This is a genomic window from Geodermatophilus sp. URMC 60 (assembly GCF_053502585.1).
The window spans coordinates 1,519,060-1,536,729 of record NZ_CP199958.1 but is presented as its reverse complement, the minus strand read 5'-3'; the positions used below and the strand labels follow the sequence as shown (position 1 = coordinate 1,536,729).

Here is a 17,670-nt window from a genome sequence, read left to right as displayed (position 1 = left end):
TCCTGCACCCGACTTGCACCCTCCGTGGCGGAACCGTCTTCCCACCCGTGCCCCGGACGAGGAACCTCGACGACACCCACGGGGGGACGACCGTCATCCGGAGGTGCCCGTGTCCACGACGACCCCCACCCCTGCCGGGACGCTGCCCGCGCCCGGCCCGGCGGACGACGACCCGCAGCCGCCGCCCCTGGTGGTGGGCGCCGACGGCAGCGAGTGCGGGCTCCGTGCGGTCCGCTGGGCCGCCGAGGAAGCCGTCCGGCGCAACGCACCGCTGCGGATCGTGCACGCCAACCCGCAGCTGGGACGCCGGGGCGTGGCCGGCTCCCCCGCCGAGCTGCCCCGCGCGCGTGGCGCCACCGCGCAGGCCTACACCGTCGCCCGGCACACCGCGCCGTCGGTCCCGGTCTCCACCGAGGTGGTCCCCGGCGAGCCGGTGGCCGCGCTGCTGCGCTCGGCCGAGGACGCCCAGCTCGTCGTCCTCGGCATCAGCACGACGGGCGCGGCCGACGAGATGGTGCTCGCCTCGGTCGCCCAGAAGGTGGCCGCCCGGTCGCCGCGCCCCGTGGTCGTCGTCCCGCGGTCCCGGTCGGGCGGCACCGGGTCGCGGCCGCACGTGGCGGTGCTCGGCCTCGGCGAGCGGGAGGACGACGACCCGGTGGCCGTCTTCGCCGCCGAGCAGGCGCTGCGGGCCCGCCGGCCGCTGCTCGTGCTGCACACGCGGCCGGACGACGGGGGCGAGTGGGCCGCGGACTCCTCCCGGTGGGCCGAGCGCTGGCCCGACCTGCGCGCGACCCACGCCCCGGTGCCCGGCCCGACCGGCGGCCGGGTGCTCGCCGCCGCCTGCCCGACCCCGCTGCTGGCGATGAGCGCCGGCCACGGCGGGCTGCTGCACCGGCCGCTCGACGGGCTGCACCGCTGGCTGCTGCGGCACTGCACCTCGCCGATGGCCTTCGTGCCACCGGTGCACCGGGTGACCGGGGCCGAGCCGCGTGAGGAGATCATCGCCGTCGGCTAGGCCGGGAGCCGCCACCGCTGCGGTGCAGGGGCCGGGCATGATCACCGCCCGTGGGTTCCTCCGTCGTCGACCTCGGCCCGCGGCTCGCGGTGGTGCTGGTCGCGCTCACCGCGCTCGCCGCGGTGGCCGGCCGGCTCTCCGGCCTCGGCCAGGACCGGCCCGTGGTCGTCGCCGCGCTGCGCGCGACGGTCCAGCTGGCCGCGGTGTCGGCCGTGCTGCTGGTCGTCGTGCGCTCGCTGGCCCTCTCGGCGCTGTTCGTGCTGCTGATGGTCGGTGTCGCGGCGGTCACCGCGGCCGGGCGGGCCACCGGGCTGACGCTGCGCAGCACGGGCACGGGCCGCCGGGTGGGGACCGCCGCCGTGCCCGTGCTGGCCGGCGCGGCCCCGGTGGCGGCCCTGGTGCTCGCCAGCGGCACCGTGCCGCTGCGCGGCGAGGCGGTCGTCCCGATCGCCGGGATCCTGGTGGGCGGGGCGATGACCGCGACGTCCCTGGCCGGCCGGCGGCTGCGGGAGGAGCTGGCCGCCCGGCGCGGCGAGGTCGAGGCCGCCCTCGCGCTCGGGTTGGTGCAGCCCGACGCCGTCCGCGAGGTGCTGCGGCCGGCCGCGGCCACCGCGCTGGTGCCCCCGCTGGACCAGACCCGCACCGTCGGGCTCGTCACGCTGCCCGGCGCCTTCGTCGGGGTACTCCTCGGTGGCGGCAGCCCGCTGGAGGCCGGTGCGGCCCAGTTGCTGGTGCTCATCGGCCTGCTGGCGGCGCAGGTCGCGGCCGTGTGGACAGTGGTGGAGCTGGTGGCCCGCGGCCGGCTGCTCCCCGACGTCCCCCGCTGACACGTCCAGGGACCTCACAGCAGACCACCAGCACCGGACCAGCGGCACGGACGACAGTGGTCGTCGCAGGGCGGTGGACAGCCGCCCACGAGGAGGACGAGGACACGTGGACCCCTACGGCACCCCCCACTCGGCGCCGGGCACCTGGGCACCGCCGACCTGGCCGCAGCAGCCCGCCCAGGGGCATGCGGCGCCGGGTCAGCAGGCGGCGGGGTCGCCCGGACCCGGACACGGCACCCTCCCCGGCCAGCAGCCGCTGGTCGAGCAGCCGGGCCCGGTCGCGCCGGCACCCGAGCCGCCCCGCCGGGCCGGCCGGTGGCGGATCGGCGTCGCCGGACTGCTCGCCGGAGCACTGATCGGCGGTGGCGCCGGTGCCGGCGTGGCCCTGCTCGCCGACGGCCCCGACGGCGACAGCAGCGGTGGCGGTGCGGTCGCAGCGCAGAACGTCACCATCACCAACCCCGAGACGGCGACCACGGTGACCGCCGCCGCGGCCAAGGCGGCGCCCAGCGTGGTCACCGTCTACGTCACCGGCGCGTCCGGCTCGGGCAGCGGCTCGGGCGTCGTCCTCAGCGACGACGGCTACGTGCTCACCAACAACCACGTGGTGGGTCTGGACGGCGCCGGCTCGCGCGTCGTCTCGGTGCGCACCTCGGACGGCACCCTGTACGACGCGACCGTCGTCGGCACCCAGCCGGTCTACGACCTGGCGGTGCTGAAGCTGGACGGCGCCTCCGGCCTGACCCCGGCGACCTTCGCCGACTCCGACGACGTGCAGGTCGGCGACCTGGCCGTGGCCATCGGCGCCCCACTGGGCCTGTCGGACACGGTGACCGACGGCATCATCAGCGCCAGGGGCCGGGCCGTGGCCACCGGCTCCGCCGAGGGCGACGCCACCGTGATCGACGCGCTGCAGACCGACGCGGCGATCAACCCGGGCAACTCCGGCGGCGCGCTGGTCAACGGCGCCGGCGAGGTGGTCGGCATCAACACCGCGATCGCCACGGTCGCCTCCGGGGCGCCCGGCCAGTCGACCGAGAGCGGCAGCATCGGCGTCGGCTTCGCCATCCCGGGCAACACCGCCGGGCGGATCGCCCAGGAGCTGATCGCCGACGGGTCGGCCGAGATCACCTACCTGGGGGTGAGCGCCCAGACCGCCGCCGACCCGCAGCAGTCCGAGGTCGGCACCGGCGCGCAGCTGGTGCAGGTGCAGCCGGGCACCCCGGCCTCCGACGCGGGGCTGCAGGCCGGCGACGTGATCACCGCGGTCGGCGACCGGGTCGTGACCACCTCGACCGAGCTGACCGCCGCCGTCCGCAGCGCCGCCCCGGGCGACCAGGTGACCCTCACCGTGCGCCGCGGGCAGGACACGCAGCAGGTCGAGGTCACCCTGGGCGCCAGCGAGGGCTGATGAAGGACCTCGTCCCCCTCACCCCTCGCAGGCTCGGGGTGAGCCTCCGGACGAGGCCGCCCTCTTAAGCTGGGAGAGGTGTCGTCGAGTCCAACGAGCGCTCCGCTGGCCGCCTCCCTCGACGACCCCGAGCGGGCCCGCGACCTGGCCCGCATGAAGCGGCTGGCGACCGGCCTGTTCCTGCTGGCCGCCGCCGTCTTCCTGACCTGCGTGCTGCTCGGTGAGGAGACCGGCGCCTGGGTCGGGTACGTGCGGGCCACCGCCGAGGCCTCGATGGTCGGCGCGCTGGCCGACTGGTTCGCCGTCACCGCGCTGTTCCGGCACCCGCTGCGGCTGCCGATCCCGCACACGGCGATCATCCCGCGCAAGAAGGACCAGATCGGCGCGAGCCTGGGCAGCTTCGTCCAGCAGAACTTCCTGACCCGCTCCGTGGTCGAGGACAAGCTCACCACCATCGACGTGCCCGGCCGGCTGGGCGCCTTCCTCGCCGCGCCAGGGCGCGCCGAGCGCCTCGCCGGGGACGCCGGCGCGGTGCTGCACTCGGTCGCCGGCCTGTTGAACGACGACGAGCTGCGGCCGGCCGTCGCGAGCCTGGTCGACCGCAAGCTGCACGCCACTCCGGCGGCACCGGCGGTGGCCCGGGCCCTCGAGCTGGTGGTGGACGGCGACCGGCACCAGGAGGTCCTCTCCGCGGGGCTGCGCGGCCTGGCCCGGTTCCTGGAGGACAACCGGGTGGTCTTCCGCGCCCGGCTGGGCGACGCCTCTCCCGCCTGGGTGCCCGACTGGGTGGACGACCGGGTCTTCGACCGCGCGTTCACCGGCGTCCAGGAGTTCCTCGAGGAGGTCGGCGAGGACCCGCGCCACGAGCTGCGGCGGGTCTACGACGCCCGGCTGCGCCGGTACGTGCACGCGCTGCGCACCGATCCCGCGACGGCCGCCCGGGTGGAGGACCTGAAGAAGGAGCTGCTCGAGCACCCCGCCGTCCGGACCTGGTCGGGGTCGCTCTGGACCAACCTCAAGGACGCCGCCCTGGCCGCGGCCGCCGACCCCGACTCCGCGTTGCGGGCCCGGGTGGCCGGCCTCATCCGCGAGGCCGCCGGACTGTTGCAGACCGACCCGCGGGTGCGCGAGCTGGTGCAGCGGCACGCGCACGGCATCGCCGGCTCCCTGGTGGAGCGCTTCTCCGGGGACCTGGCGGACCTGGTGGGCAGCACCGTCGCCCGCTGGGACACCGAGGAGACCAGCCGCCGGATCGAGCTCCAGGTCGGCCGGGACCTGCAGTTCATCCGGATCAACGGCACCGTGGTCGGCGGGCTGGCCGGTCTGGTCATCTACACGGTCGCCCAGCTCCTCGGCTGAGGGAGGACCCCGTCCTCCTGGCCCACTCGAGGAGGTCCCGGACGGGGCCGTTCAGCGGTCGGCGCGCCTGTCGAGCACGGCAGCTGCCAGAGCGAGCCCACCCCAGACGGCGGCGGAGGCGCGCACCACGGCCGCCCTGCCGCGGTCCGGCACCGCCGCGGGCAGGACGGCTGCGTCTGCGCAGTCGCTGAGCACCCGAGCCGCGGCGGCCAGGTCCCGGATCCCGCCCGCCGGTGCGGCGACCATCGCCACGCCGATCACGGTGTCGCGGGCGCCGAGGGCGCGGACCAGCGCCCGCGTCTGCACGGTGTCGGGCATCCCGCTGGGCCCGATGAGGACCCGGGGCGCGACGACCAGCGCGGCCGAGAAGGTGGCCGTGGCGGCTCCGAGGACGGACGTCAGCGAGGGCATGCCCCCAACCAACCAGCCCGATCGGACGGCGGCCATCGGTCACCGAACGGGACGCCGCCCTGCGAGGGCCGTCGAGGAGTGGGCGCGGAGGGTCCGCGAGGAGGCGGCGGTCGTGCTCAGCGCCTCAGGGGGAGGACTCCTGGCCGCGGTGCGGTCCCGAGGACCGCCGCGCGCTGGCGGCGGCGTACAGGGCGATGCCGGCGGCGACGCTGACGTTGAGCGACTCGGTGTCCCGCGCGATCGGGATGCGCAGGACGACGTCGCAGCGCTCCCGCACCAGCCGGGACAGCCCGGCCCCCTCGGCACCGACCACCAGTGCCAAGGGGTCGGCGAAGCCGTCGAAGTCGTGCACGTCGACGTCGCCGTCCCCGGCCAGGCCGACGGTCATCAGCCCGGCGTCCTGGTATGAGCCCAGCGCGCGGGCCAGGTTGACCGCCCGGGCCACCGGGAGTCGCGCCGCGGCGCCGGCGCTGGTCCGCCAGGCCGACGCGGTCATGCCGACCGAGCGCCGCTGCGGCACGACGACGCCGTGCGCGTCGAACGCCGCGGCCGAGCGGACGACGGCGCCGAGGTTGCGCGGGTCGGTGACGCCGTCCATCGCGACCACCAGCGGCGGGCGGCCCGAGTCGCGGGCGAGGTCGAGCAGGTCGTCGGGGTGGGCGTACTGGTACGGCGGCACCTGCAGACCGATGCCCTGGTGCAGCGCGCCCCCGGACATCCGGTCGAACTCCGCCTTGCCCACCTCGAGCAGCGGCAGCCCCCGGTCGTTGGCCAGGTGCAGCGCCTCGGTGATCCGCTCGTCGGTCGGCTGTGAGCCACCCACCCGACCCTCGCCGGTGACCACGTACAGCGCGGTCGCCGGGATCTGCGCACGCAGCGCCTCCACCACCGGGTTGCGGCCGAGCAGCAGCTCGGGCGCCTCCTCGGCGCGCTGACGGCTGCGGTCGCGCTCGGCCCGCCGGCGGGCGTCGGCCGCGGCGCGGCGCTGGGCGGGGTGCCCGGGGCGCATCTCCGCCGGTGGGGTCGCGCCACGGCCGGCCAGCGCCCGGCGGCCCTTGCCGCCGGTGCCCCCGGCGGCGCCCTTCTTGTGTGCGCCGGTCGTCCGTCCCCGGCGCTGGCTGTTACCGGCCATCAGCGGCTCAGCTCCCATCGCGGTCCCTGCGGGGTGTCCTCGACCTGGACACCGAGTGCGGCGAGCTGGTCGCGGATCGCGTCCGCTGTTGCGTAGTCCTTGCGTGCGCGGGCGGCCTGGCGCTGCCCGAGGGCCAGCGCGACGAGGCCGTCGGTGACCCGAGCGAGCTGGTCGTCCCCACCGCCTGCCGCCCAGTGCGGGTCGAGCGGGTCCAGGCCGAGGACGCCGAGCATCGCCCGCACCGAGCCCAGCGCGCCGGCGACCGCCTCGTCGTCGCCCTCGGCCAGCGCGGTGTTGCCCTGCCGCACCACCTCGTGCACGGCCGCGACGGCGGCCGGGGTGCCCAGGTCGTCGTCCAGGGCGGCGGCGAACTCCGGCGCCAGGTCGGGCTTGCCCGCGTCCGGTCCGACGCGCTCGGCCGCCCGCCGCACGAAGGACTCCAGCCGCCGGTAGGCGGCACCGGCCTCGGCGAGCGCGGCGTCGGTGAACTCGATCGTCGACCGGTAGTGCGGCGCGACCAGGTAGTAGCGCAGTTCGACCGGCCGCACCCGCCGCACCACCTCGTCGACCAGCGCGGTGTTGCCCAGCGACTTGCTCATCTTCTCGCCGCCGAGGGTGACCCAGCCGTTGTGCAGCCAGTACTGCGCGAACCCGTCGCCGGCTGCGCGCGACTGCGCCTGCTCGTTCTCGTGGTGCGGGAAGCGCAGGTCCAGCCCGCCGCCGTGGATGTCGAACTCCGGCCCGAGGTACCGCTCGGCCATCGCCGAGCACTCCAGGTGCCAGCCCGGCCGGCCCCGGCCCCACGGGGTGGCCCACGACGCGGTCTCCGGCTCGCCGGGCTTGTGCGCCTTCCACAGCGCGAAGTCGCGGGGGTCGCGCTTGCGCTCGTCGCTGTCGGTGTCCGCGGCCGGCTCGAGGTCCTCCACCTTCTGGCGCGTCAGCGCGCCGTACTCCGGGAAGGAGCGGACGTCGAAGTAGACGTCGCCGTCGACCGCGTAGGCGTGCCCGCGCTCGACGAGCCGCTCCATGAGCGTCACCATGTCGGGTACGTGCCCGGTCGCGCGCGGCTCGTAGGTCGGCGGCAGCACGCCGAGGGCGTCGTAGGCGCGGGTGCAGGCCAGCTCGTTGGTGTAGGCCCACGCCCACCACGGGACGCCGCGCTCGCCGGCCTTGGCGAGGATCTTGTCGTCGATGTCGGTGACGTTCCGGACGTAGGTGACCTCGAGGCCGGACGCGGTCAGCCAGCGGCGCAGCACGTCGAAGGAGAGCGCGGCGCGGACGTGCCCGACGTGCGGCGGCCCCTGCACGGTGAGCCCGCAGACGTAGACGGAGGCCTGCCCGGCACGCAGGGGCGTGAAGTCGCGGACCGCGCGTGCGGCCGTGTCGTACAGGCGGAGGCTCACTGCGCGGAGTCTACGGAGCGCAGCAGCAGCTCGGCGCGAAGCGTACGGAGCGCAGCATCAGCCGGGTGGGGAGTCCACGGACGTCGTCCGGACCACCAGGGCCGTCGCCATGGCCGCCCGGCCCTCACCCCGCCCGGTGAGCCCCAGGCCGTCGGTCGTGGTGGCCGTGACGCTCACCGGGGCGCCCAGCGCCTCGCCGAGCACCCGCTCGGCCTCCGCGCGGCGCGGGCCGACCTTCGGGGTGTTGCCGACCAGTTGCACGGCCGCGTTGCCGACCCGCCACCCCGCTGCCTCGAGGACCTCCCGCACGTGGGCGAGCACGGCCGCGCCACGCGCGCCGGCCCAGCGCGGGTCGTCGGTGCCGAGCAGGCGGCCGATGTCGCCCAGCCCCGCGGCGGAGAGGACCGCGTCGGTGAGCGCGTGCGCCACGACGTCGCCGTCGGAGTGCCCCGCGCAGCCGTCGGCGTCCGGCCACTCCAGCCCGGCGAGCCAGCAGTCGCGGCCGGCCTCGACCGGGTGGACGTCGACCCCGATGCCGACCCGCGGCAGTGTCACCGCGCCACCTGGAGCTCGGCCAGCGCCAGGTCGTGCGCGACGGTCACCTTCGCCGCCCGCTCGTCGCCGGCGACCGTCCGCACCGCGACGCCGGCGGCCCGCACCACCGCGGCGTCGTCGGTGAGCTCGGCCTCGGGTGCCAGCCAGGCGTAGGCGTCGACGAGGGCGTCCCGGGCGAAGCCCTGGGGGGTCTGGACCCGGCGCAGCACCCCGCGGTCGACGGTGTCGACGACCACGCCGTCGTCGTCCACCACGATGGTGGTGTCCACGACCGGCAGCACCGGGACCACGGCCCGCGCCCCGGCGGCCAGCGCGTCGAGGACCCGGGTCACCAGGTCCGGCGGGGTCAGCGGGCGGGCGGCGTCGTGCACCAGGACGGCGTCCGCACCCGGGCCGACCGCGGCCAGCGCGGCGCGCACCGACGCGGTGCGGGTGGCGCCGCCGGCGACCAGCCGGACGTCCATGGGCAGCGCGGTCGCGAACGCGGCGTGCTCGTCGGCCGGCACCGCCACCACGACGTCGCGCACCCCGGCGTCGACGAGCGCGTCGACCGCCCAGCAGACCAGGGCCCGGCCGCCGAGCGGGACCAGCGCCTTGGGGCGGTCGGCCCCCAGACGCAGACCACTCCCGGCCGCTGCGACGATGCCGACAGCGTGCACGGGAGTGGTCTGGAGGTGCGGGGAGAGCTCGGGCGTACGAGCTCAGCTGGCGAGGACCTCGTCGAGGAGCACCTCGGCCTTGTCCTCGTTGGTGCCCTCGGCGAGCGCGAGCTCGCTCACCAGGATCTGGCGCGCCTTGGAGAGCATGCGCTTCTCGCCGGCGGAGAGGCCACGGTCCTTGTCGCGGCGCCACAGGTCGCGCACGACCTCGGCGACCTTGTTGACGTCACCGGAGGCGAGCTTCTCGAGGTTGGCCTTGTAGCGACGCGACCAGTTGGTCGGCTCCTCGGTGTGCGGGGCGCGCAGCACCTCGAAGACCCGGTTCAGTCCGTCCTGACCGACGACGTCACGGACGCCGACGATCTCTGCGTTGTCGGCCGGTACCCGAACGGTCAGGTCGCCCTGGGCGACCTTCAGCACGAGGTAGGCCCTCTCTTCGCCCTTGATGACCCGCGTCTCGATCGCCTCGATCAGCGCTGCCCCGTGGTGCGGGTAGACAACGGTCTCGCCGACAGTGAAGCCCATGTGTGTGTGACCCCTTTCGCTGTCCACAGATTACCACGGCAAACTGACGAAGGGCAGCGCCTGATTTCGTAAATCCGCAGGTCAGCGGCGAGACCGAGTGCCGGGGAGGGGTTGACAGGAGCATGGTGGGTGTGCGTGCCAGAGGGGCGCAACCAGGGGTCACCCCCCGCGCGCTGGCCCTCGCCACGCACCCGGGGCCGGCGGTCGCGGTCACCGTCGTGGCCGGTCTCCTGGCCCTGGCCGCGGGGGTGCCGGCGGGCCGTGCGGCGCTCCTGACGGCCGCCGTCCTCGCAGGTCAGGCCTCCATCGGGTGGAGCAACGACTGGCTCGACGCCGACCGTGACCGGGCTGTCGCGCGGGCAGACAAGCCGGTCGTGCAGGGCGTCGTCGCGCCCGCGCTGCTGCGCACGCTCGCCATCGGCTCGGCCGCCGCGGCCGTCGTCCTGTCGCTGCTGCTCGGCCCCGTCCCGGGGCTGCTGCTGCTGGTGCTGGTCGCCAGCGGCTGGGCCTACAACGCCGGGCTCAAGCGCACCGCCGTCTCGGTGCTGCCCTACGTCACCGGCTTCGGCGCGCTCCCGGCCGGGGTGGTCGCGGCGGCGCCGGGGGCTCCGCAGGCGCCGTGGTGGCTGGTCGCTGCCGGAGCCGCGCTGGGCACCGCGGCGCACCTGGCCAACGTCGCCCCGGACCTGGAGGACGACCTCGCCACCGGCGTCCGCGGGCTGCCGCACCGGCTGGGCGCCCGGGCCTCCGCCGTCACGGGGGCCGTCGTCCTGGGCGCGGCCTCGCTGGTGCTGGTGCTCGGGCCGGACGGGCCGCCGACCCGGGCCGGGTGGGCCGGGCTGGCGCTGGCGGTGCCCGCCGTGGTCGTCGCGGCGCTGGCCGGCACCCCACGGTTCCGCCGGTTGGCGTTCCCCGCGGTCATGCTGCTGACCGTCCTCGACGTGGTGCTGCTGCTCGCCGGCGGGGCCGCGGTCACCTGAGGAAGGGCCCCCTGCACCCCACCACCCGCACGCTCGCGGCGGGTCCTGCAGGGGGGTACCCGCAGCACAGGACCGAGCGCTGGTCGCCGGGCAGGCCCCCGCACAGGCGGTGCCAGCCGGGTCAGGACGTCGTCCTCCACGTCGCCGGCGGGCGTCTCGGGCAGCAGGTCGCCGGCCTCGTCGGCCAGCTGCGGACGGCGGCTGCGCCGGCGCCGGTCGTCGACCAGCCGGCGGTGGGCGGTGGTGCACCCCCACGAGCGCAGGCCGTCCTCGTCACCCCGAGAAGCCGGCGAGGCCGCGGAAGACGGCGAGGAAGGTCTCGCTCGCCAGGTCGTCCGGGTCCAGGGCACCGTGCAGCCGCAGGTGCCCCGTGACCGCCGGGGGGAGGTCCCGGTAGAGCACGTCGAAGGCCCACGCGGCGCCCGTCTGGGCCGCTGCGAGGACGTCGTCGAAGGACGACCCGATCGGCATGCCCTCCTGATCGGCAGCCGAGGTCGGCGAGTGCACTCCGGCCTCCCCGCCCCCAGCGTGAGCCTGCGAGCGCTGGGGGCGGGGAGGTCCTTCCTCAGATGGCCTCGGTGCCGCGCAGCCGCTCCTGGTCGACGACCTCCTCCAGGCCCTTCAGCCGGTCCAGACCCTGCAGCGCGCGGCGCATCCGCTGGTTGGGCGCCAGCCGCTCCCGGTTGCGCTCGAGGAAGGCCCAGTAGCCCGCGGTGTACGGGCAGGCGTCCTCGCCCAGCCGCTTGCGCGGGTCGTAGCGGCAGCCGCCGCAGTAGTCGCTCATCCGGTCGATGTAGGCGCCGCCGGCGGCGTACGGCTTGGTGGCCAGCAGTCCGCCGTCGGCGTGCTGGCTCATGCCGACGACGTTGGCGACCATCACCCAGTCGTAGCCGTCGAGGAAGCTGCGGTGGAACCAGTCGGTCATCGCCAGCGGGTCGATACCGCGCTGCAGCGCGTAGTTGCCGAGCACCATCAGCCGCGGGATGTGGTGCACCCAGCCGTCGCGGCGCAGGTCGCGGAGGACGTCGGACAGGCAGGCGGCGTCGACAGCACCGTCGTCGAGGTCGGCCAGCCAGTCCGGCACCGGCTCGCGCGCGGCCAGGGCGTTGGCGTGCCGGAAGTCCCGTCCGAAGTGCCAGTAGGTGTGCCAGATGTAATCGCGCCAGCCCATCACCTGGCGGACGAAACCCTCGACGCTGTTGAGCGGCAGCGGGTCTCCCTCGGCCAGCGAGTCGCGGTAGCGCTGCTCGGCGCCCTGGACCACCTCGACCGGGTCGAGCAGGCCCAGGTTGAGCGCCGGGGACAGCAGCGAGTGCGCCATCCAGCGGTCGCCGGCGAGCATCGCGTCCTCGTGCGGGCCGAACGCGCCGAGCCGGGTGTCGAGGAAATCCCGCAGCCGGTGCAGCGCCTCCTGCCGGGTCACCGGGAACAGCCTCGGGCCGTCGTCCCCCACGAAGGCGACGTCCCCGTCGGCCTCCCAGCGGTCGAGGTCGGCCCGCACCTGCTCGTCGATCTCGTCCTCCTCCGGCCACCACGGCTCGGGGACGGCGAGCCGCCCGCCGGACGGCGGGGGCTCCCGGTTGTCGTGGTCGAGGTTCCAGCGCCCGCCCACCGGTTCGGCGCCGTCCATGAGGACGTCGTGGCGCCGCCGGTTGTCCCGGTAGAAGTCCTCCATGAGCAGCCGCCGGCGACCCCGACCCTCCGCCCAGCCGGCGAACTCCTCCTGGGTGGCGACGAACCCCCGGGCGGCCAGGACGGCGAGGTCCGGACGGCGCAGGACGTAGTCGCGGCTGCTCCAGGTGGTCGGCGCGCACACGCTCAGCGGCTCGCGCACCCGGTCCAGCGCCTCGGCGTAGGTGTGCACCCGGTGGAGCTCCGCCTGCTTCCCCAGCTCCGCAGCGCGGTGACGCAGCGCCGACAGCACCAGGTGGGCCTTCTGGCGGTGGAACCGGCGGCGCGCGAAGACCGCCTTCGACTCGATCAGCAGGACCGGCTGGTCCGGGCGGTCGAGGAAGTGCGGACCGAGCTGGTCGGCGAAGCACCAGCGCCGGGTGTCCGGTGCGCGGGCGGGGAACGCGGCCAGCGCCGGGTCGCCCGCGGCCCGTCGCGGCATGCCGGGCACCACGTGGCCCACCGCCGGGTCCTGCGGCACGGCCTCACCTCCCGGCGACCATCGTGGGGTGGGCGTTAGGCTCGGCGCGACTCGGGCCATCGACCTGCGGTGGCCGGCACGTCCCTGGAGGTCGACGGCTGTGAACCGCGCACTGCGCGCCGCCACGGTGGGTGTCCTGCTCCTCAGCCCGGTCGCGCTCACCGCGTGCAGCGCCGGCCAGGTCGCCCAGACGGCCACCCAGAACCGGGACAAGGTCGGCCCCGAGGCGGCGGTCGGCGACATCACGCTCCGCCAGATCACCCTCGCCTACCCGCAGAACGGGCTGTACGAGAGGGGTGACTCCGCCGAGCTGCAGTTGGCGATCGTCAACGGCGGCACCGAGGCCGACACGCTCGTCGGCATCGAGGGCGAGGCCTTCGACGGCGTGCTCGTGTCCGGGCAGGCCACCGCCTCCCCCGCCGTCCCGAGCTCCCCGTCGGCGGCCCCGGCGACCACCACCCCGGCGACGCCGACCACCCCGGGCACCGAGCCGCAGCCGCCGGCCCCCGGGTCGACCCCCACCCCCGGCACGGTGCCGACGCCGAGCGTGCCCGCCGCGCCGTCCACGCCGACCGCGAGCTCGCAGGTCCAGATCCCCGTCCCCGCCGGCTCCACGGTGTTCCTCGGCGGCGCCGGCGGCGCGACGGTCGAGCTCGCCGACCTCTCCGAGGAGCTCACCGCGGGCCAGAGCATCGAGCTCACCCTGACGTTCCAGCGCGCCGGTGAGGTCACCGTCGACGCGCTGGTCGCCACGCCGGGGCGCGTGCTGCCCCGCGGCGAGCCCTTCGACTTCCACCACGAGGAGGGCGGCTCCGAGAGCCGCGACCAGGAGCAGGACACCGAGACCGAGTGAGCAAGGGCCCCTGCAGGGGGCCGCGTCCTCACCCGGTCCTGTCGTACCCGGCGGTTAGCGTCAGGGTGTGCCACCTGCCGGAGTGAAGTCCCGCCCCGCCCACCGCTGCACCGAGTGCGGTTACACCTCCGCCAAGTGGGTCGGCCGGTGCCCCGAGTGCCAGTCCTGGGGGACCATCCAGGAGGTCGGCACCCCCGCCTCCCCGCTGCGTGCCGTGGCGGCCGGCCCGGTGACCGCACCGGCGGTGCCCATCGCCCAGGTCGAGCTCGCCGCCGCCCGCGCGGTCCCCACCGGCATCGAGGAGTTCGACCGCGTCCTCGGCGGCGGGCTGGTACCCGGGGCGGTGCTGCTGGTGGCCGGCGAGCCGGGCGTGGGCAAGTCGACGCTGCTGCTCGAGGTCGCCCACCGGGTGGCCGCCACGAACGGCCCGGCCCTCGTCGTGTCGGGCGAGGAGTCCGCGGCCCAGGTGCGGCTGCGGGCCGAGCGCATCGGCGCGCTGCACGACCGGCTCTACCTGGCCGCCGAGTCCGAACTGTCGGCCGTCCTCGCGCACGTCGAGGAGGTCGCCCCCTCGCTGCTGGTCCTCGACAGCGTGCAGACCGTGCGCTCCCCCGCCGTCGAGGGCACCGACGGGGGCTCCACGCAGGTCCGCGCCGTCGCCAGTGCGCTCACCGCCGTCTCGAAGAGCCGCGGGATGACGACCATCCTGGTCGGCCACGTCACCAAGGACGGCGCGATCGCCGGGCCCCGCACCCTCGAGCACCTCGTCGACGTCGTCGTCTCCTTCGACGGCGAGCGGCACTCGACGCTGCGCCTGATCCGGGCGATGAAGAACCGCTTCGGCCCCGCCGACGAGATCGGCTGCTTCGAGATCGGCGACGACGGCGTGGTCGGCGTCCCCGACCCCTCCCACCTGTTCGTCTCCCGCCGCGCCGCCCCGGTGCCGGGCAGTTGCGTCACGGTGACCATGGAGGGCAGCCGACCGCTGCTGGCCGAGGTCCAGGCGCTGGTCGCCTCCAGCAGCGGCGGCGGTTCCCCCCGGCGGGCGGTCAGCGGGCTGGACTCCCAGCGGGTCGCCATGGTCAACGCGGTCGTCGAGCGGCGGGGCGGGGTCAAGCTCGCCGACGCCGACGTCTTCGCCGCCTCCGTCGGCGGGGTGCGCATCGCCGAGCCCGCGGCCGACCTCGCGCTGGCGCTGGCGATCGCGTCGGCGGCCAAGGACGTCCCGCTGCCCCGCGGTCTGGTCGCGGTGGGCGAGGTGGGGTTGTCCGGGGAGATCAGGCGGGTCGGCGGCACCGGCCGACGGCTGGCCGAGGCGGCCCGCCAGGGGTACAAGGTCGCGCTCGTCCCCGAGGACGCCGGCAGTGCGCCCAAGGGCATGCGGCTGGTCGAGGTCCCCGACCTCGGGTCCGCCTTCGCCCGCCTGTTCTGAGGCGGGCGGGGCCCACGGGGCTCCCGCGTCACCGCGGTGGCTCACCGGCGTCCGCCAGTACCGTGGTGTCCACGTAGACTCAGCCGCCACCACGTCGAACGTCAGGAGCGCTCGTGCCCCCCGCTGTGGACTCCGAGGTCGCGCTCCGCGAACTGCTCGGCCGCATCGCACCGGGCACGGCGCTGCGTGACGGCCTCGAGCGCATCCTGGCCGGCCGGACCGGCGCGCTCATCGTGCTCGGCTACGACCGCGTCGTCGAGTCCATCTGCACCGGCGGTTTCGCCCTCGACGTCGCCCTCTCGGCCACCCGGCTGCGCGAGCTGGCCAAGATGGACGGCGCGGTGATCGTCTCCTACGACGGCAGCCGGATCGTCCGGGCCGGCGTCCACCTGATGCCCGACCCGACCGTCCCCACCGAGGAGTCGGGCACCCGGCACCGCACCGCCGAGCGGGTCGCCATCCAGACCGGCTTCCCGGTGATCTCGGTGAGCCAGTCGATGCACATCATCAGCGTCTACGTCGCCGGACGGCGGTACACGCTGGAGCACCCGACGACGATCCTGGCCCGGGCCAACCAGGCGCTGGCAGCCCTCGAGCGCTACAAGCTGCGTCTCGACGAGGTGGCCAGCACCCTCTCGGCGCTGGAGATCGAGGACCTCGTCACCGTCCGCGACGCGATGAGCGTCAGCCAGCGGCTGGAGATGGTCCGCCGGATCGCCGACGAGATCGAGGGCTTCGTCGTCGAGCTGGGCACCGACGGGCGGCTGCTCGCGCTGCAGCTCGACGAGATGCTCGCCGGCGTCGAGGAGGACCGCGCGCTGCTGGTGCGCGACTACCTGCCCTCCGGGCTGCGCCGCCCGAAGGGCATCGACGAGGTGCTGGCCGACCTGCGCGCGCTCTCGGCCACCGAGCTGCTCGACCTCTCCGCGGTGGCCCGCTGCTACGGGCTGCCGACCTCCGCCGATGCGCTGGACTCCCCCGTGAGCCCCCGGGGTTACCGCCTGCTGGCCCGGGTCCCGCGACTGCCGGCCGGGATCATCGACCGCCTGGTGGACCACTTCGGCGGGCTGCAGAAGCTGCTCGCGGCCACCATCGAGGACCTGCTGGCCGTCGAGGGCGTCGGCGAGGCCCGCGCCCGGGGCATTCGCGAAGGGCTCTCCCGGCTCGCCGAGACCTCGATCCTCGACCGCTACAGCTAGCGGCCCCTCCCGGGTCCCGCCCCGAGCCGGCGAGGCGTGGGGAGAAGGGGGTCCTTCCTCAGCCGACGGTGAAGGGCACCTCCGCGCTGACCTTGGTGTCCAGCCGGCCGCGCAGCGCGTACCGGCCCGGCGCCGGCGTCGTGCGCTCGGCCGTGCAGGACGGCTCGCTGGTCAGGCCGCCCCAGACGAGCGGGAAGGCCACCGACTCCCCCGGAGCCAGGCTGCGGGTGTCGCTGCTGGTCTCCGGGAAGCAGTCGTTGCTCCCCCACACCCGGTTGCCGGCCCCGTCGAGCAGCAGCACCTCCTGGAGGCCGGCGTCGAGCACCCGGACGCACGGCACCGACGACACGTTGGTGACCACGAGCTCGAAGGTGGGCTTGCCGCCGACCGGCGCGCTGCCGGGGCCGCGCACCTGCAGTCGGATCATGTCGTCGCTGCAGGGGCCGCCGGGGGTGGGAACCGGCTCGGCGGGCTCGGCGGGCTCGGCGGACGGTTCGGGTGCCGGCGTCGGCGTCTGCACGCTGGCCAGCGAGGGCACCACCCGTTCGAGCGCGGGGGGCTCGGCGGCCGGCTCGGCCGCCCGGGACGTCGCGGCCGCCGCGGTCGACGTCCCGTCGCTCCCGCCGCCGGTCAGCGCGGCGACGAGCAACCAGCCACCGCCGCCGATCACCGCCAGCAGCAGGGTCAGGACGAGCAGCCGCCGCCGCCAGTAGACGGCCGCGGGCAGGGGGCCGACCGGGTGCAGCACGCCGAGAACGGTAGTGCGCGGCGGGCCCACCGACCTGCGGCGGCACGCCGCCCCCAGGGGGCGGCACACTGGGACCCCGTGGACAGCCCGGCCCGCGCCCTCGCCCCGTCGTCCGACCCGGTCGGCGACGTCCTCGTCGACTGGTTCGCCGGGGCCGCGCGCGACCTGCCGTGGCGCCGGCCGGACACCGACCCGTGGGCCGTCCTGGTCAGCGAGGTGATGCTGCAGCAGACGCCGGTCGCCCGCGTCGAGCCGGTGTGGCGGGAGTGGATGGCTCGCTGGCCCACCCCGGCGGCGCTGGCCGCGGCGTCGCCGGCCGAGGTGATCCGCGCCTGGGGCAAGCTCGGCTACCCGCGGCGGGCGCTGCGGCTGCGGGAGACGGCCGTCGCCCTCACCGAGCGACACGGCGGCGTCGTCCCCGCCGACGTGGCGGCACTGGAGGCACTGCCGGGGATCGGCACGTACACCGCCCGCGCCGTCGCCTGCTTCGGGCACGGGCAGCCGCAGCCGGTGGTCGACACCAACGTGCGGCGGGTGGTCGCCCGGCTGGTGCACGGCCGGGCGGAGGCCGCGCCGGCGCGCGCCGCCGACCTGGAAGACGTCGCGGCGCTCGCCCCCGCCGACCCCGAGCGGGCGGTGCGCTTCTCGGTCGCGGTCATGGAGCTGGGCGCGCTGGTGTGCACGGCCCGGACGCCGCGGTGTGCGGTCTGCCCGGTGCGCGGCGACTGCGCCTGGCGCCTGGCGGGCTGCCCGGCGTCCGACGGTCCCCCCCGCAGAGCGCAGAAGTTCGCCGGCACGGACCGGCAGGTGCGCGGGCGGCTGCTCGACGTCCTGCGGGCCGCTGAGGGGCCTGTGGCGGCACCCCTGCTGGACGCCGCGTGGAACGACGCCGCCCAGCGCTCCCGCTGCCTGGACTCGCTGCTCGCCGACGGGTTGGTCGAGCAGACCGCCGACGGCCGCTTCCGCCTCCCCGCCTGATCGCCCCTCCCCGCCCGGCCACCTCTGCTCG

The 17,670-nt window shown here is 76.0% G+C and carries 18 protein-coding genes; 9 read left to right on the top strand and 9 right to left on the bottom strand.

The window, feature by feature from the left end:
• Window positions 1–109 precede the first annotated feature (109 nt).
• The 4 genes from ACWIX3_RS07410 to ACWIX3_RS07395 all read left to right on the top strand — a co-directional run bounded on the left by ACWIX3_RS07410 (window position 110) and on the right by ACWIX3_RS07395 (window position 4,612).
• Window positions 110–1,015, top strand: a complete 906-nt coding sequence (locus ACWIX3_RS07410; protein ID WP_448612446.1) for a universal stress protein — start codon at window positions 110–112, stop codon at window positions 1,013–1,015.
• Window positions 1,016–1,065: 50 nt separating this feature from the next.
• Window positions 1,066–1,842 carry an ABC transporter permease gene (locus ACWIX3_RS07405; RefSeq protein ID WP_448611432.1) on the top strand — a complete coding sequence of 259 codons (777 nt, stop codon included), beginning with the start codon at window positions 1,066–1,068 and terminating at the stop codon, window positions 1,840–1,842.
• A 106-nt stretch (window positions 1,843–1,948) separates the two neighbouring features.
• The gene (locus ACWIX3_RS07400) at window positions 1,949–3,253 is read left to right on the top strand and encodes a trypsin-like peptidase domain-containing protein (protein ID WP_448611431.1); all 1,305 of its coding nucleotides are present in this window, start codon (window positions 1,949–1,951) and stop codon (window positions 3,251–3,253) included.
• A gap of 78 nt (window positions 3,254–3,331) precedes the next feature.
• On the top strand, window positions 3,332–4,612 hold the full coding sequence (locus tag ACWIX3_RS07395; RefSeq protein WP_448611430.1) for a DUF445 domain-containing protein: 1,281 nt from the start codon (window positions 3,332–3,334) through the stop codon (window positions 4,610–4,612).
• Window positions 4,613–4,663: 51 nt separating this feature from the next.
• Here ACWIX3_RS07395 and ACWIX3_RS07390 read toward each other — a convergent pair whose 3' ends face one another.
• The 6 genes from ACWIX3_RS07390 to ACWIX3_RS07365 all read right to left on the bottom strand — a co-directional run bounded on the left by ACWIX3_RS07390 (window position 4,664) and on the right by ACWIX3_RS07365 (window position 9,297).
• Complete coding sequence (locus tag ACWIX3_RS07390) at window positions 4,664–5,023, bottom strand: hypothetical protein (protein ID WP_448611429.1); 360 nt, start codon at window positions 5,021–5,023, stop codon at window positions 4,664–4,666.
• Window positions 5,024–5,147: 124 nt separating this feature from the next.
• Complete coding sequence (rlmB, locus tag ACWIX3_RS07385) at window positions 5,148–6,155, bottom strand: 23S rRNA (guanosine(2251)-2'-O)-methyltransferase RlmB (protein WP_448611428.1); 1,008 nt, start codon at window positions 6,153–6,155, stop codon at window positions 5,148–5,150.
• A complete protein-coding gene (gene cysS / locus ACWIX3_RS07380; RefSeq protein WP_448611427.1) occupies window positions 6,155–7,558 on the bottom strand; it encodes a cysteine--tRNA ligase in 1,404 nt (467 codons plus the stop codon). The genes rlmB and cysS overlap by 1 nt, the downstream gene beginning before the upstream one ends.
• A 57-nt stretch (window positions 7,559–7,615) precedes the next feature.
• Entirely contained in the window at window positions 7,616–8,113 is a 498-nt protein-coding gene (ispF, locus tag ACWIX3_RS07375; RefSeq protein ID WP_448611426.1) for a 2-C-methyl-D-erythritol 2,4-cyclodiphosphate synthase, read from the bottom strand.
• Window positions 8,110–8,772, bottom strand: coding sequence for a 2-C-methyl-D-erythritol 4-phosphate cytidylyltransferase (ispD, locus tag ACWIX3_RS07370; protein ID WP_448611425.1), 663 nt, complete (start codon window positions 8,770–8,772; stop codon window positions 8,110–8,112). The genes ispF and ispD overlap by 4 nt, the downstream gene beginning before the upstream one ends.
• A gap of 42 nt (window positions 8,773–8,814) precedes the next feature.
• Window positions 8,815–9,297: a CarD family transcriptional regulator gene (locus ACWIX3_RS07365; protein WP_012946870.1), complete on the bottom strand. Its 483-nt coding sequence runs from the start codon at window positions 9,295–9,297 to the stop codon at window positions 8,815–8,817.
• A 131-nt stretch (window positions 9,298–9,428) separates the two neighbouring features.
• Here ACWIX3_RS07365 and ACWIX3_RS07360 point away from each other — a divergent pair, with 131 nt between their 5' ends.
• A complete protein-coding gene (locus ACWIX3_RS07360; protein ID WP_448611424.1) occupies window positions 9,429–10,277 on the top strand; it encodes a UbiA family prenyltransferase in 849 nt (282 codons plus the stop codon).
• Between the two features lie 273 nt (window positions 10,278–10,550).
• Here the strand turns inward: ACWIX3_RS07360 and ACWIX3_RS07355 are convergent, their stop codons facing one another.
• Both ACWIX3_RS07355 and ACWIX3_RS07350 read right to left on the bottom strand, forming a co-directional pair.
• Window positions 10,551–10,748 (bottom strand): hypothetical protein, encoded by a 198-nt coding sequence (locus tag ACWIX3_RS07355; protein WP_448611423.1) that lies wholly within the window; start codon window positions 10,746–10,748, stop codon window positions 10,551–10,553.
• 94 nt (window positions 10,749–10,842) lie between these two features.
• The gene (locus ACWIX3_RS07350; protein WP_448611422.1) at window positions 10,843–12,429 is read right to left on the bottom strand and encodes a cryptochrome/photolyase family protein; all 1,587 of its coding nucleotides are present in this window, start codon (window positions 12,427–12,429) and stop codon (window positions 10,843–10,845) included.
• A gap of 100 nt (window positions 12,430–12,529) precedes the next feature.
• Here ACWIX3_RS07350 and ACWIX3_RS07345 point away from each other — a divergent pair, with 100 nt between their 5' ends.
• The 3 genes from ACWIX3_RS07345 to disA all read left to right on the top strand — a co-directional run bounded on the left by ACWIX3_RS07345 (window position 12,530) and on the right by disA (window position 15,913).
• Window positions 12,530–13,282 carry a hypothetical protein gene (locus ACWIX3_RS07345; protein WP_448611421.1) on the top strand — a complete coding sequence of 251 codons (753 nt, stop codon included), beginning with the start codon at window positions 12,530–12,532 and terminating at the stop codon, window positions 13,280–13,282.
• Window positions 13,283–13,349: 67 nt separating this feature from the next.
• Window positions 13,350–14,714 carry a DNA repair protein RadA gene (gene radA / locus ACWIX3_RS07340; protein WP_448611420.1) on the top strand — a complete coding sequence of 455 codons (1,365 nt, stop codon included), beginning with the start codon at window positions 13,350–13,352 and terminating at the stop codon, window positions 14,712–14,714.
• 113 nt (window positions 14,715–14,827) lie between these two features.
• On the top strand, window positions 14,828–15,913 hold the full coding sequence (disA, locus tag ACWIX3_RS07335; protein WP_448611419.1) for a DNA integrity scanning diadenylate cyclase DisA: 1,086 nt from the start codon (window positions 14,828–14,830) through the stop codon (window positions 15,911–15,913).
• Window positions 15,914–15,971: 58 nt separating this feature from the next.
• On the opposite strand, the gene ACWIX3_RS07330 is transcribed toward disA, so the two are convergent.
• A complete protein-coding gene (locus ACWIX3_RS07330; RefSeq protein WP_448611418.1) occupies window positions 15,972–16,661 on the bottom strand; it encodes a MucR family transcriptional regulator in 690 nt (229 codons plus the stop codon).
• A 78-nt stretch (window positions 16,662–16,739) separates the two neighbouring features.
• On the opposite strand from ACWIX3_RS07330, the gene ACWIX3_RS07325 reads away from it, so the two are divergent.
• Entirely contained in the window at window positions 16,740–17,639 is a 900-nt protein-coding gene (locus ACWIX3_RS07325) for an A/G-specific adenine glycosylase (RefSeq protein WP_448611417.1), read from the top strand.
• The last annotated feature ends 31 nt before the right edge of the window (window positions 17,640–17,670 follow it).